Below are 14,015 nucleotides of genomic sequence, written 5' to 3'. Positions count from 1 at the left end.
AATGTCGGACGGTCGGACAGAGCAATACTAAAGGGGTGACCGATAAAATAGTTTTTACATTCTGAACATCCGGGGAGCATTGATCATGGCGACAAAAATAAAAAGGCCATGCGCCTGGCTTGCCGGGTTCATGGCCGCCTGCCTGCTTCTGCCGGGACTGGCATATGCGCAAGCCGGCGCCCGGGGATGCAAGCTGCTCGATGGCGGCAGCACCGTGGTATTCAATTTGCCGCCGTCGGTGAGTTTCTCGCTCGACGCGCAGTACGTTCCCGGCTTTCCCATGTACATCAGTCGCCCTTATGAGTTCAGGTACCGCTGCGTGAACAACGCCTCGGTCCCGCAGCGGGCCGCCATCGTGATTCTGGGCGACTACGGGCCGATCAGGAAAGCCTTGAGGGATGCGTCGCTGTCCCTCGCAATCGTTTATGACCGGCTGCAGGAGGGCCAGTGGAATCCGGATCCCCAGGAGCCGTTGTACTCACCTTATTTCAGCGTCGACGCGCCCTATCAGGGAGACTCCGGCGAGCGCCTGGGGCGCATCATGCTGGTCCTGTACTCGAAAAAAGCCGTAACCCGGCCTTTGCGTGTATTCCTCCCGCCCACGTTCGCATTCAAACTGGTCGCCGACGAGGCGGCAGTGGCGGATCCGGGCATCTTTCTCAATTCCACCGCCTCGCGCTTCCAGTTCATCCCTTCTTGCATCGGTTCGGTCAATGTCGACAACACCGTGGCGTTCGACACCGTGCTTACGACCAGCAACTACAACGGCAAGCTGCCCCAGGCCAAGCCGTTCAATGTGACGACCCGCATCAACAGTCCCGCCTGCCCGGGCTTGGCGTCGCTGACCGGTCCGCCGTCTTCCGACAATCCGCTGGACGAGTTCTACCTGCGCACGGTGGTGTCGTTTCTGCCGCAAGGCGGCGAGCGCACCGACCTCGCCAACGAGTCGATCTTCCTGAAAAATGCCGATGGCCAGGAAAACGGCCTGAAGCTGAGCATCACCAATGGCGCCAACCAGACGATCAAGCTTGGTGTGCCCCCTCCCGACGACCACGGTATCTTCCCCTCCTACTACAACGGCAATCTTGGCGGTGTCCTGCACGGCACCATGCTGTCCCACACGCAGACCTATACGGCCCACCTGGAGCGGACCAGCGGCGAACTAAAAACCGGCAGATTCAGCACCCAGGTGGTGGTCAAGGTGAGCTGGTTCTGATCCGGCGCGTGCCCAGGATGTGCTGAGGCGGCGGGGGGGGCTCAGTGCCCGGCGCCGGCGCCATAGCAGAAGCCGCGATCCTCGCAGTCCGAACAGCCGGGCGCGGCGGCAGCTGGCAGGCCTGCATGCTCAAACGCGGAATACGCCAGGAACTTCTTCCACCGCAGGTTTTGCGTATTGCGTGCCACCAGACCGGGGTAGTGGCGGGTCAGCAGCGCGGTGACGTCGTCGCGGCCCTTCAACCCCAAGTCCCGCCATAGGTGGTCAGGGCGCAGGCAGGCGTGCGCCAGCACGCTGGTGACCCATGGTGTCGTGACTGCCGGTCCGCCACAGGCATCGAGCAGCACGCGCAGCAGGCGCGTGAAATCCGCCTGTGGACTGGCCTGGCCCTGCGTTGCGTAGGCGAGCAATCGCGCCTGCTGGTCGGCGAGCGTCGCGGTCGCGCCGTCCTGCGTACCCGGAAAGACGCTGGCCAATACCTCGGCCAGTTCGACGGATGACAGGCCGGTGCGGGCCAGGTCGCCGTGCGCCAGGCTCTTGCCGATCACGGTGGCGAAAAAGCGCGCGTCGGGATGATCGGACGATGCGTGCGCCAACAGCGCACTGGTCAGGGCATCGATATCCCGGGCGGCGGGAGGGGCGATGAAGATGGCATCCATGAGCAGCCCGCGGTGGTAATATCAAAATTCGTTATGAGCTGAAATATATAACGAATAGTGGAGGGAGGCGTCTGCGCCGCATCAAACCCGCCGGAATGAAGGGCGGGGCCGTGCGTGGAAAGATGGATGCGACCGGGCGGCGTCAGGCCAGCCCGGGCCAGCTCGCCAGTGCCACGCCCGCCGCCAACAGCAGGCACAGCGGCGAATAGACGCGGGTGTCGAGGCGGGCGAAGGGGTCTTCGCCCTTGCGCTTGAAGAAACCTACGTAGCGAAAATCGCCGATGGCGCGCGCCAGCAGGCCCAGCGCCACGGCCATGCCCAGCCACGGTAGCCAGCGCAGGGGCGGCGCGGTCACCAGGCCGCCATTGGCGGCCGTGATCCAGGCGCAGCCGATCAGCACCGTGGCCACGGCCAGCGTGCCCAGCGGCGACGGCCGGAACAGCGGCTGTCCGTTCTGGATCGGCAGCGCTGCCCGGTGCGCCAGCCGCCCGCCGGCTGCCCAGTAGGCGTGCCACAGTCCGAGCACCACGAAGACGACGGCCGTGATGGCGGCGGCGATGGTTTGCATGCGGATTCCTCGGGGTCGATTCTGCGATGGCGCGAGTATGCCAAAGAAAGCAGCGCCGCGTATCTCCAGACCGCGGCCGCGGCAGGGCGTAAAAAAAGCCGTCCCGATAGCGTGACGGCCTTCCAAAAAAAACAGGCGCCTCGCGGCGCCTGTCTGTCGTCATCGGATGACGGGTCTTACATGGCGTGGCCCATGTTGACGTTCATGTTGTACAGCACCCAGGCCGAACCCCCGACGATGATGGCGATGATCATCACGGTGAAGACGAACGTGGCCAGGTTGTCGCGGGCCGATTTCGATGCGCCCATGTGCAGGAAGTACACCAGCTGCACCAGCAGCTGGAGCACGCACAGTGCCACCACGCCGATGATGGTGATGGTGTGGGACAGCGCGCCGCTCATCACCAGGCCGAACGAGCCGAAGGTGAGCAGGAGCGAGAGCACGAAACCGATGATGTAGGACTTCAGGCTGCCGTGGTCGGCGGCGTGATCGTCGTGGCCGTGTGCGGCCGCAGCGGAGTGCGACATCAGAGGGCTCCCAGAAGATAGACGAAGGTGAAGACGCAGATCCAGACGATGTCCAGGAAGTGCCAGAACAGGCTCAGGCACGCCAGGCGACGCTTGTTGATCGAGTCCAGGCCATGGCGGCGGATCATGTCGATCATGACGACGATCCAGATCAGGCCGAACGTCACGTGCAGGCCGTGCGTGCCGATCAGCGTGAAGAACGCCGACAGGTAGGCGCTGCGGCCGGGGCCCGCGCCTTCGGTGATCAGGTGATGGAATTCATAGACTTCCATCGCGATGAAGCCCGCGCCGAACAGGAACGTGACCATCAACCAGCCGATTGCGCGGCTCTTGTTGTTGGCGTGGACGTTCAGGTTGGCCATGCCGAAGGTGAAGCTCGAGAACAGCAGCAACAGGGTTTCGACCAGCACGAACTTCAGGTCGAACAGTTCCTTGCCGGTGGGGCCGCCCGCGGTGGCGTTGGCCAGCACCGCGAACGTCGCGAACAGCACCGAAAAGATCAGCAAGTCGCTCATGAGGTAGACCCAGAAACCGAAAACGGTCTTGGATCCATCGTCATGGTGCGCGTGATCGTCGTGACCCGCGTGGGGGTGAGTGGCTACGGCTTGAATCATGGCTCAGGCGGCCTTCTGCATTTTTTCAAAGTGGGCGTTTTCGATGCGTTCGACTTCCGCGGCCGGGACCCAGTAGTCGACGTCGCGGTCATAGGCGCGGACGATGAACGAACCGATCATGCCGACGAAACCGACGATCGACAGCCACCAGATGTGCCAGATCAGGGCAAAGCACATGACCAGGCCGAATGCGCCGATGAAGACGCCGGCGGCGGTGTTCTTCGGCATGTGGATGTCTTCGTACTTGGCCGGGCGCTTGTAGGCCTTGCCGTTCTGCTTGTCTTCCCAGAACTGGTCCAGTTCATCGACGTGAGGAACATGGGCGAAGTTGTAGAAAGGCGCGGGCGACGAGATCGACCATTCCAGGGTGCGGCCATCCCAGGGATCGCCGGTGATGTCCTGGTTCTGCTTGCGCTGGCGCACCGACACGAACACTTGCTGCAGCAGGAACCAGATGCCCAGCATGATCAGCGCGGCGCCGGCCAGCGCGACCAGCAGGTACGGCTGCCATTCGGGGTTGTCGTAGTGGTTCAGGCGACGCGTCATGCCCTTGAAGCCCAGGATGTACAGGGGCATGAAGGCCAGGAAGAAGCCGACGAACCAGCAGTAGAACGAGTAGCGGCCCAGGCGTTCGTTCAGCTTGAAGCCGAAAGCCTTGGGGAACCAGTAGGTCATGCCGGCGATGCAACCGAACACCACGCCACCGATGATGGTGTTGTGGAAGTGGGCGATCAGGAACAGGCTGTTGTGCAGCACGAACGACACGCCGGGGATGGCCAGCATCACGCCGGTCATGCCGCCGATGACGAACACCAGCATGAAGCCCAGCGTCCACAGCACCGGCGTGGTGATGCGCAGGCGGCCGCGGTAGATGGTGAACAGCCAGTTGAAGATCTTCGCGCCCGTCGGGATCGAGATGATCATCGTGGCGATGCCGAAGAACGCGTTGACGTTGGCCCCCGCGCCCATGGTGAAGAAGTGGTGCAGCCAGACCAGGAACGACAGCACGCCGATGGCGGCCGTGGCGTAGACCATGGACTTGTAGCCGAACAGGGTCTTGCGGGCGAACGTGGCGACCACTTCGGAGTACACGCCGAAGGCCGGCAGCACCAGGATGTAGACCTCGGGGTGGCCCCAGATCCAGATCAGGTTCACGTACATCATGACGTTGCCGCCCATGTCGTTCGTGAAGAAGTGCGTGCCCAGGTAGCGGTCCATCGTCAGCAGCGCCAGCGTGGCGGCCAGCACCGGGAAGGCGGCCACGATCAGGACGTTGGTGACCAGCGAGGTCCAGGTGAAGATCGGCATCTTCATCAGGCTCATGCCCGGCGCGCGCATGCGCAGGATGGTCACGATGAAGTTGATGCCGCTGAGTGTTGTACCCAGCCCGGAGATCTGCAGCGCCCAGATGTAGTAGTCCACCCCGACACTTGGGCTGTAGTCGAGCCCGGACAGCGGCGGATAGGCGAGCCAGCCGGTCGCGGCGAATTCACCGACGAACAGCGAGATCATCATGAGCGCGACGCCGGCGCCGAACAGCCAGAAGCTCAGCGAGTTCAGGAACGGGTAGGCCACGTCGCGGGCGCCGATCTGCAGCGGCACCACGATGTTCATCAGCCCGGTGATGAAAGGCATCGCCATGAAGAAGATCATGATGACGCCGTGGGCGGTGAAGATCTGGTCGTAGTGGTGGGGCGGCAGGAAGCCGGCGGAGTCGGCCGAGGCGACGGCCAACTGGGTACGCATCATGATGGCGTCGGCGAAGCCGCGCAGCAGCATGATCAGCGCGACGATGATGTACATCACGCCGATGCGCTTGTGGTCGACCGAGGTCAGCCATTCGGTCCAGAGGTACTTCCACTTGCGGAAGTAGGTGATGGCGCCGAAGACCGCTAGGCCTCCCAGGCACACGGCGGCCAGCGTGACCATGACGATGGGTTCATGGTACGGAATGGCCTCGAGGGTGAGTTTCCCGAGCATTATTGAGTCAATCCTGCGACAAGATTATTCGACGTGGGGGTGCACGTGGCGTCATCGACGCCGGCCATCTTGGACATGGTGCTGCCCAGGATGTAGTCGAACATGGACGGCGGCACCGAGGCGTACTTGGCGACCGGGTTGTGTTCGCTGCGCTTGGTCAGTTCCTGGTACACCGCCGGAGTCAGCGCGGTGCCGGAAGCCTTGGCTTCCTTGACCCAGTTGTCGAAGCCTTCCTGCGACGTGGCGATGGCCTTGAAGCGCATGCCGGAGAAGCCGGCGCCGCTGTAGTTGGCCGAGATGCCGGCGTAGGTGCCGGGCTCGCGCGCGTTCAGGTGCAGCTTGGTCTCCATGCCCGCCATCGAGTAGATCTGGCTGCCCAGTTGGGGGATGAAGAACGAGTTCATGACCGAGGCCGAGGTGATCCTGAAATTGACCGGGACGTCAACCGGGAAGGCGATCTCGTTGACCGTGGCGATGTCGTACTCGGGGTAGATGAACAGCCACTTCCAATCCAGCGACACCACCTCGATGGTGACCGGCTTGTGCTCGGAGACGAGCGGCTTGTAGGGATCGAGCGCGTGCGTGGAGCGCCAGGTGATCACGGCGAGGATCGCCACGATGATACATGGCACGGTCCAGACCACGACTTCGATCGCCGTGGAGTGGGCCCACTTGGGCTGGTAGTCGGCCTTGGTATTGGATGCGCGGTATTTCCAGGCAAACGTCAGGATCATGATGATGACCGGGATCACCACCAGGAGCATCAGACCGGTTGCCGTGAACAGCAGGGTCTTTTCCTGAGCGCCAATGTCTCCCTTGGGGGAGAGGATTTCCATGTTGCAGCCGCCAAGCAGCATGACCGCGCCGACGCCAAAAATGCGCGTAAGGGTCGCAAGGAGGGGGTGTTTCACGTACAGCCTTGGATGGAAGGTGGGAAATGCTGCGTAGCAGCAGACTGGAATGCTGCTAGGCAGCAACGTCCATCCTATCGGTTTGATTTGGGTCAAGGCTGCGACGAATGGTCGCATTGCCTGGCGGGCTTTTGCCCTCAAGGCTTCCCGTTAAGGGTTTTCCCAGGCGGGGGCGGGCTTTGCTGGAAGGGTGGGGGTGCGACGATATGTCGCACCTGCACAAGACGGGATTGTTGCGATGTGTGGCATCCGCGCCAATCAGTCGACCAGGACCTCGCGTTCCGGCCCCGGTTTTTTGGCCAACTTGCGCTGCAGGGAGCGCCGGTGCATCCCCAGCAGGCGGGCGGCGGCCGACACGTTGCCGCCGGTCTCGTGCAGCGCCTGGTGGATGTGTTCCCATTCTAGGCGGTGCAACGGCGTCATGGTGGTTTCGATCGTAACCGTTTCCGGCTTCACCAGGCCCAGGGTGCGCAGGATCATCGGGGCGGTGGCGGGCTTGGGCAGGTAGTCGTCGGCGCCGCGCTTGATGGCCTCGACCGCGGTGGCCACGCTGGCGTAGCCGGTGACCAGCAGGATGCGCATGTCGGCGCGCAGGGCGCGCAGGGGACGGATCAGGGTCAGGCCGGAGTCCTCGCCCAGGCGCAGGTCGACCAGCGCGAAGGCGGGGCGGATCTCTTCGGCCACGCGCAGCGCTTCGGCGATGCCGGTGGCGGTTCGGGTTTCCAGGCCGCGGCGCGACAGGCTGCGCTGCAGGGTGCGCACGTAGAGCTCGTCGTCGTCGATCAGCAGGCCGAGGTCGGTGGGATTCAACATATCAGGTCCCGGGGCTACCGAGGGGTAAATAAAAACGGATGCGGGTGCCGCCGCCATCGGCGGCCGTCATGGTCATTTCGCCGCCCATCTGCTCGACGGTGGCGTGCGACAGGGCCAGGCCGACGCCAAGCCCTCCCGGTTTGCCGCTGTTGAACAGGCTGGTGGCCGGCAGCAGCGTCTGGTCGGGGTCGAAGCCACGGCCGTAGTCGCGCACTTCGCCACGCAGGGCGCCGTAGCCGTATTCCAGGTGCAGGTCCACGCGCGGCTCGCTGGCGGCTTCGCCGGCGTCGGCCGCGTTGTTCAGCAGCGCCTGCAGCAGGTGGGCGATGGCCGGATCGACCCGCAGGCTGGCCGGCAGGGTGCCCGAGCGTTGCAGGTCGATGGTCGGCCGGATCAGGCGCCATTGCCCCACCACGCGAACCAGGTCCACCGCGGTTGGGACCGCCAGATTGCGGATGCGTTCCCGGCACAGGGCCAGCAGCTGGCTGAGGGTGGCGACATCCTGCTTGAGTTCGGGCTCCTTGACCTCGGCGGCGATCTCGTCGGCCAGCAGGGTCATGGTGGCCAGCGGGGTGTTCAGTTCGTGCGCCATGGCCGCCGCGTGGGTGGCCAGGGCGACAATGCCCTCGTTGCGCGTGAAGCGTTCGCGCAGGCGCGCCAGTTCGCGTTCGCGCGCCCGCAGGTCGGCGGCCAGGCGGGTGGTGAACACCAGCACCACCACCACGGAAATCAGGAAGTTGGCGCCCAGGCCCCACAGCAGCAGGGTGTGGGTGTTGACGTCGCCGCGCAGGGGCTGGCCGAGGATGGCCGCGGCGAAATAGCCGGAGATGCCCGCCAGCGCGGCGGCCAGCGCCCAGTTGCGCGGCAGCGCCAGCGCCGCCAGCGCCGTGAGGATCAGGAACATCATGCCGAACGGATTGCTCAGGCCGCCGCTCCAGCCCACCATCCAGGCCAGCACCGCCATGTCCACCAGCAGGTGGCCGAAGGCGGTGGCGTGCGACAGGTCGCGGCTGTGGCGCAGGCGCAGGCTGGCGTAGACGTTGAAGCCGATCAGCACGCCCACGCCGATCCACAGCGGTTCCAGCGGCAGGGCCAGGCCCAGCACGGCGCTGGCCACCAGGATGGTGGCAGCCTGGCCCGCGATGGCGAGCCAGCGCAGGCTGCAGAGGGTACGCAGGAAGGAAAAGGCGGAACTACCGGGCATATCCAGACACAGGGTTGCCGGTCCATCGCCGGCGGATCAGGCGCCCGGCTGCGCGGAGCGCTGGCATCCTGGGCGGCATGGGGCGCCGCGCTGCCGCCGGGCCCCGCGAGGCCGCCGGCGGCGGATGTGTGCTGGCATTGTATGAGGAATCAGCACGGGCCGCAGATCGCAGTGTGTCCCTTATTACTGCATGTCGGACATACCGCTATGGGCCATGGGCATCGGCGGATAGCTTTCCTGGTCGGACGCCATCTGCCCTTGCATTTCGGCGGTCTGGAGTTCCTGTTCGACCTGGGCGCGGCTTTCACCGGGGCCGGTTGAGACGATGGCGGGCGGGTAGTCTTCCTGGCCGAAGGTGTACTGGCCGTCGGCCTTGGCGCGGGCCAGTTCGGAGGATACCTGGTCCGAGGTCTTGGCCGCGGGCGCCGGATAGCTGACACGCCAGTCGCCGTACAGATCGCGCTTGTACTGGGCGGCCGGGGCCTGGGCCTGCTGGGCTTGCACGGTTGCGGCGGCGGTCAGGCCGGCGCAAAGCAACAAGGTGGCTGTCAATGTCTTCATGAAACGCTCCTGGCAATCAAAGCAAACGGCCTGGGGGCAGGCCGCGCCGTCGTCCCCGCTGCGGCTTGGGGACGATTTCCTGGGATGCGGGCGATGCGCGCCGGGAGCGTGGCGCGGCCGCGCGCCCGGTTTTCTTGATTCGACCGGGCGCGGGCCGTGGCGTTGCGGGAAACGCGGGTTGTCTTGCAAACAGCTATTTCAAGCTTGAAATACAGGTGTCAATCCGCTTGCGGTGATGCGATCCCCGTATTTCGCGGCACCGCTTCAGTGCTTGTGATCCCCGGCCGGCGCGGCCGCCGCTGACAGCGGACGGGCCTCGGCCGTCACCGGCACGCGCCGTTGCTTGCCGTCGGCGTCCTGCACCAGCAGCGTCAGGGCCACCGGGTCGCCCACGGAAATCTGCCTGGCCAGGTCGATCAGCATGACGTGGTAGCCGCCCGGCTTGAGTTCCACCGGCTTGCCGGCGGGCAGGTCGATGGCGGGCACCTGGCGCATCTTCATGACGTTGTCCTGCATGGCCATTTCGTGCACTTCGGCGTGCTTGGCGGCGGCGGATTCCACGCCCACCAGGCGGGCCGCGGTCGGCGAGGTCAGGCGCATGAAGACGCCGGTGGCGTGCTGGTTGGGCACCGTGGCGCGCACCCAGGCGTCCTCGACCTTGAGCGTGGCGTCCTGCGCCAGGGCGCCAGGACTGGCCAGCACCAGGGCGCCCAGGGCGAAGGCGGCGGCCAGGGACTTGAAAGCGGTCGGTTTCATCGGGAGTTCCTTTGGTTGGTGTGGTGGGTCAGAGCACGGTGCGCAGGTCGGCCGCGCATTCCTCGGCGCTCTGCTGGTGGCGCAGGGCCAGGCGCAACTTGCCCTGGGCGTCGATGATGTAGGTCAGCGCGGTGTGGTCCATGGTGTAGGACGAGCCGGTCGGCACCTTCTGGTAGAACACCTTGAACGACTGCGCGGCGGCGCGGGTCTGTTCGGCGTCGCCGCGCAGGCCGACGAACGCGGGGTCGAAGGCCCGCATGTAGGCCTGCAGGATTTCCGGCGTGTCGCGCTCCGGATCAACGGTGATGAACAGCACCTGCAGCTTGGCGGCGTCGGCGCCGAGCAGGCTCTTTATTTCCAGCGCGCGGGTCAGCGCGGTCGGGCAGATGTCCGGGCACTGGGTGAAGCCGAAGAACAGCATCACGGTCTTGCCGCGATAGTCGGCCAGTTGGCGTTGGCGACCCTCGGTGTCCTTCAGTTGGAAGTCGCCGGCGGGCATGCTGGACAGGTCCATGCCGTTGATCTTGGGGGCTTCGGGGCCGCAGCCGGCCAGGGGCAGCAGGGCCAGGGCCGACAGCAGCCGGCGCCGGTGACGGTCGGGCGCGGGCGGCGCGCCCAGGAGGGCGCGCGGGGATGGGGAGTGCATGAAAACCTCGTTGCTTGACGGTTCGCGTAGGCGCGGCGGGGCCGCGCGGAAAGGCGGAGTCAGGCCAGGCGAGGCGGGGCGCGCGAGCCCAGGGGCGGCCCTTGGGCCGGCTGCGCGGGCAGCGCGAGCGGGGCCGGCGCGGGGGGCGCGGCCCGGCGGCCGCTGGACAACGCCAGCGGCGAGGTGTGCGAGGCGGGAGCGGGCGCAATGTGCGCCAGCAGCCCGAAGGGGCATTGCGCGCCGGTATCGGCGTTGGAGTGGGCGCCGGAACCCGCGCCGCCCTTGTCATCGGGGGACAGCGCCAGCCGCAGCGTGGAAATATCGCCTGCCGCCGAGCAGAAGGTGACCTCGAGCCGGCCGTCGTGCAGCGCGCGGGCGTCGGGCATATAGCCCGCGGGCACCACCGCGCGCAGCAGCAAGGCCAGGAACGCCAGCCACAGCACACCGCGGACGCGCAAGGCGCCACGGCTTCGTGGAGGTCGGGTCAAGGCGGGCATGCGCCGATTGTAGGCCCTGTTGCCGGCCAGGATCAGGTATCGGGATCCAGGCGCCGGATCAGGGCGATGTAGCGGCGCCGGGCCTGGTCGGCGGGCAGGCCCGCAAGCAGGCGCCAGGTGGCCAGCTCGATCTGCTGGCGCACGGTGGCGTCGGCGGGATCCTGCGCGGGCGCGTCGCCGTGCCGGGCCTGCCGTTCATAGGCGTGCAGGCGGATGGCGACGCTGGTGGAGGGCGCTTGCGGCAGGGCGCGCAGTTCGATCACGGCGGCCTCGAACGCGTCTTCCAGGTCCTGCGCCGCGATCGCCAGCGTGGCCGGATCCATGGCGTCGCCCTCGGGCTCCAGTCCGCTGGCCACGGCCAGCCGTCGCCACAGGGCGTCGTCGGCGGCCGGGTCGGCGGCCTGCGCGCTTACCTTGACGATGCTGTTGTTGCGCAGGCGCAGGGTATGGGTGGCGGCGCCGCGGCCGGTGGCGGCGCCGTCCCGCACCTGGAAGGTCAGCGGCACCGCGATGGCGCGGCCGGCCAGGGCCGGCTGGCCCACGCTGTCGACGGTGAAGGTGTTGCGCGAATAGTCCATCACGCGCGAGAACAGGTCGATCAGGCCGCCACGGCCACGGTATTCGCCGCTCAGGGGATTGTCGCCGCCTTCCTGCCACACGACGTCGTCGGCGAACAGCGGGAACAACGTTTCGTATTCGCCCGACAGCAACGCCTCGCGGTACTGCGCGAGCAGGCGCTCGACCTCGTCGCCGGTCATCGCGGCGGCGCGGCCCGGACGCGCGGTGTCGGGGCGCTTGTCCATGAATTGCAGGATGTCGGCGGCGACGCGGTCGCGGTCGTTGTCCACGCAGATCATGTGGTAGCTGTTGTCCAGCAGCACCATCCGGCTGTCGGCAATGGCGTCATTCAGGAATCGCGCCGAGCGCACCGAGGTCAGCTCGTCCTCGTGCGCATGGATGATCAGGCTGGGGCAGGTGATGGCGTTCAGTCCGCGCTGCACGAAGCGGCGCAGGCGGTCCACCTCGCGGACACAGGCCAGCGGCACCCAGCGGTAATGGAAATTCTCGCCGCGCTCGAACTTGGCCTTGACGATGGATCGCACCAGTTCGTTCTTGATGCCGTAGGGTTCTTCTTCCTCGACGCGCATGCGCGCGGCCAGGCCAGGGATGCGGTAGACCAGCTTGCGCAGGCCGCGATACCAGGGCGTGCTCCAGCCGTCGATGAAGACCGGCGCGGCCAGGCTGACCAGCTTGCCCTTGCGGTGCCCGACGCGCTTGCACAGCTCCACCGCCAGCAGCGCGCCCAGGCACATGCCGACCACGTGCAGCGTGTCGTGGCGTTCGGCCACCTCGCGGTACTTGGCGGTGACGGCATCGATCCAGTCTTCGGCGCGCACCGGCAGCAGGTCCTCGGGAACCGTGCCGTGCCCGGGCAGCGTCAGCGAGTGGGTCTCGATGCCGGCGCGCTTGAGGATCTTGTGCAGCGACCCCAGGTCGTACTGGGTGCCGCCCAAGCCGTGGATGAGCAGGGCTCCGGTGCTAGTGGACATCTGCCTGCTCGATTTCGCCCAGGCGCCACATGCCGGCGACGACGGCCACGCTGCCGTCGAAATCCTCCAGCGGCGAACCGCGGTCGCTGATCACGCGCCAGCCGCCGCTGGCGTGCGCCATGCGGAACAGCAGCGGCGTGCGGTCGTGGGCGCCGGCGCGGCGCGCGGCCCAGTGCAGCGTCAGGCGCGCGCGGTCGTCCGGGTGGGCCAGTGCCAGCAGCGCGTCCAGGTTGGAAATGGCGGCCGCCTGCACGCCCAGGGCGCCCTGCAGGTCGCCGGCCAGTTCGAGCGAGCCGTCGAACGGGTTGTAGCGGTACATCAGCTGATGGCTGCCGGCCAGCGCCAGATCGAAGCGGCCGCGCCAGCGCTCGGCGTTCTCGAGTTCCTGCGCGCGGGCGGCGCGCAGGGTGTTGACCAGCAGGATCAGCAGCGCGGTGACCACCAGGTAGACCTGCGTGGCCAGCAGCACGTGCCAATGGTCGTTGGCTTCCACGAACGGGCCTTCGCCCTGCGCGCTCTGGTACAGCGCCATCAGGGCCAGCGTGATGACAGCCAGGGTGCCGCCCGGCGGACCCCACACCAGCGCGGTCAGCACCGCGAACACCAGCGGCAGGTAGGTCAGCTCGAAGGTGACCACGTACGGCAGGTTCTGGATCATGTCGCCGTCGAAGGTCATGAAGGTCGAGGCGATCAGCGCGACGTAGGCGATGGCGCCCAGCACCAGGTCGCGCTTGCGCGGCCCCCCCGAGCGGCGCGGGCGGAAATGGGCCCACACGGTCAGGGCCGGCGCGACGATCAGGATGCCGGCCAGGTAGGCCGCGACCCAGGTGCGCAGCCGCAGCCAGCCATGCGCTTCCTGCGTCAGCCACAGCCAGCCGCCGCCCAGCAGCGCCGACAGGCCCGCGCCCGCCAGCGCGCCGGCCAGCAGCGCGGCGACCAGCCCGAGTCCGCCCTCGCGCGGGGCCAGGCGCTGCACCGTCCAGGCCGCCAGCAGGCTGGACAGGCTGGCGGCGATGGCGAACACCAGCGCGGTGGCGGGCTGGCCACGCGTGAAGCTGGTCAAGACCAGTTGCGCGCAGAAGAAGGCGGCCAGGAGCAGCGGCCAATTGCGGCGCTGCGTCAGCAGATAGGCGCCCACCGCCACGCCCGGCGGCAGCCAGACGAAGACCGCGTGGCTGACCGGATCGTTCAGCAGGCGCGAGAAGACCCCGCACAGCAGGTAGGGGATGGCCCACAGCAGGCAGTACAGGTTTCTTCGGGGCGCTCGTGGTGTTGCCATATCGTTCCTTGCAGACGCGGTGATCCATGGCGAGCGCGGGCTCGCGCCAATCAGCGGGGTTATACAACACGGCCCGGCACCGTCCGCGAAAGTTGCCGGGGGCATACCGCCGTTCGAAAATCTTGGTACCCTTGGACGCAGTCGTGTCCCACTCCGTTCCAGGATTCAGTGCTCTCCTTGCCCGCCCAGACCCTGCCAGCCCCCGATTCCATTGCCGTTTCCGGGTTCGCCCGG

At 66.6% G+C, this 14,015-nt stretch carries 15 protein-coding genes; 1 reads left to right on the top strand and 14 read right to left on the bottom strand.

Annotation, left to right across the window (positions count from 1 at the left end):
• Window positions 1-85: 85 nt before the first annotated feature.
• On the top strand, window positions 86-1,216 hold the full coding sequence (locus ACVN9Z_RS01920; protein ID WP_458213027.1) for a hypothetical protein: 1,131 nt from the start codon (window positions 86-88) through the stop codon (window positions 1,214-1,216).
• Between the two features lie 41 nt (window positions 1,217-1,257).
• On the opposite strand, the gene ACVN9Z_RS01915 is transcribed toward ACVN9Z_RS01920, so the two are convergent.
• The 14 genes from ACVN9Z_RS01915 to ACVN9Z_RS01850 all read right to left on the bottom strand — a co-directional run bounded on the left by ACVN9Z_RS01915 (window position 1,258) and on the right by ACVN9Z_RS01850 (window position 13,781).
• Window positions 1,258-1,875 carry a nitrogen fixation protein NifQ gene (locus ACVN9Z_RS01915; RefSeq protein WP_047993334.1) on the bottom strand — a complete coding sequence of 206 codons (618 nt, stop codon included), beginning with the start codon at window positions 1,873-1,875 and terminating at the stop codon, window positions 1,258-1,260.
• Between the two features lie 142 nt (window positions 1,876-2,017).
• The gene (locus ACVN9Z_RS01910) at window positions 2,018-2,443 is read right to left on the bottom strand and encodes a DUF3995 domain-containing protein (protein ID WP_458213026.1); all 426 of its coding nucleotides are present in this window, start codon (window positions 2,441-2,443) and stop codon (window positions 2,018-2,020) included.
• 176 nt (window positions 2,444-2,619) lie between these two features.
• Complete coding sequence (gene cyoD / locus ACVN9Z_RS01905; RefSeq protein WP_006387442.1) at window positions 2,620-2,970, bottom strand: cytochrome o ubiquinol oxidase subunit IV; 351 nt, start codon at window positions 2,968-2,970, stop codon at window positions 2,620-2,622.
• Window positions 2,970-3,584, bottom strand: a complete 615-nt coding sequence (gene cyoC, locus ACVN9Z_RS01900) for a cytochrome o ubiquinol oxidase subunit III (RefSeq protein ID WP_006387443.1) — start codon at window positions 3,582-3,584, stop codon at window positions 2,970-2,972. The genes cyoD and cyoC overlap by 1 nt, the downstream gene beginning before the upstream one ends.
• A gap of 3 nt (window positions 3,585-3,587) precedes the next feature.
• A complete protein-coding gene (gene cyoB, locus ACVN9Z_RS01895; protein WP_006387444.1) occupies window positions 3,588-5,564 on the bottom strand; it encodes a cytochrome o ubiquinol oxidase subunit I in 1,977 nt (658 codons plus the stop codon).
• Window positions 5,564-6,475: a ubiquinol oxidase subunit II gene (cyoA, locus tag ACVN9Z_RS01890; RefSeq protein WP_026384598.1), complete on the bottom strand. Its 912-nt coding sequence runs from the start codon at window positions 6,473-6,475 to the stop codon at window positions 5,564-5,566. Before cyoA ends, cyoB begins: the two co-directional genes overlap by 1 nt.
• Window positions 6,476-6,733: 258 nt before the next feature.
• On the bottom strand, window positions 6,734-7,288 hold the full coding sequence (locus tag ACVN9Z_RS01885; RefSeq protein WP_006387446.1) for a response regulator transcription factor: 555 nt from the start codon (window positions 7,286-7,288) through the stop codon (window positions 6,734-6,736).
• Window position 7,289: 1 nt separating this feature from the next.
• Window positions 7,290-8,492, bottom strand: a complete 1,203-nt coding sequence (locus ACVN9Z_RS01880; RefSeq protein ID WP_006387447.1) for an ATP-binding protein — start codon at window positions 8,490-8,492, stop codon at window positions 7,290-7,292.
• 183 nt (window positions 8,493-8,675) lie between these two features.
• The gene (locus tag ACVN9Z_RS01875; protein ID WP_006387448.1) at window positions 8,676-9,053 is read right to left on the bottom strand and encodes a DUF4148 domain-containing protein; all 378 of its coding nucleotides are present in this window, start codon (window positions 9,051-9,053) and stop codon (window positions 8,676-8,678) included.
• A gap of 264 nt (window positions 9,054-9,317) precedes the next feature.
• Window positions 9,318-9,809 carry a copper chaperone PCu(A)C gene (locus ACVN9Z_RS01870; protein WP_006387449.1) on the bottom strand — a complete coding sequence of 164 codons (492 nt, stop codon included), beginning with the start codon at window positions 9,807-9,809 and terminating at the stop codon, window positions 9,318-9,320.
• 28 nt (window positions 9,810-9,837) lie between these two features.
• Entirely contained in the window at window positions 9,838-10,455 is a 618-nt protein-coding gene (locus ACVN9Z_RS01865; protein ID WP_458213025.1) for an SCO family protein, read from the bottom strand.
• A gap of 59 nt (window positions 10,456-10,514) precedes the next feature.
• Window positions 10,515-10,913, bottom strand: a complete 399-nt coding sequence (locus tag ACVN9Z_RS01860; RefSeq protein WP_458213024.1) for a DUF2946 family protein — start codon at window positions 10,911-10,913, stop codon at window positions 10,515-10,517.
• Between the two features lie 71 nt (window positions 10,914-10,984).
• Entirely contained in the window at window positions 10,985-12,502 is a 1,518-nt protein-coding gene (locus ACVN9Z_RS01855) for an acyl-CoA-binding protein (protein WP_458213023.1), read from the bottom strand.
• On the bottom strand, window positions 12,492-13,781 hold the full coding sequence (locus ACVN9Z_RS01850; RefSeq protein ID WP_054473559.1) for an MASE1 domain-containing protein: 1,290 nt from the start codon (window positions 13,779-13,781) through the stop codon (window positions 12,492-12,494). Before ACVN9Z_RS01850 ends, ACVN9Z_RS01855 begins: the two co-directional genes overlap by 11 nt.
• Between the last annotated feature and the right edge of the window lie 234 nt (window positions 13,782-14,015).

The organism is Achromobacter sp. KK8 (assembly GCF_054188005.1).
Note: the sequence above shows the minus strand (reverse complement) of the source record. Positions and strands in the feature narration are given on the sequence as shown.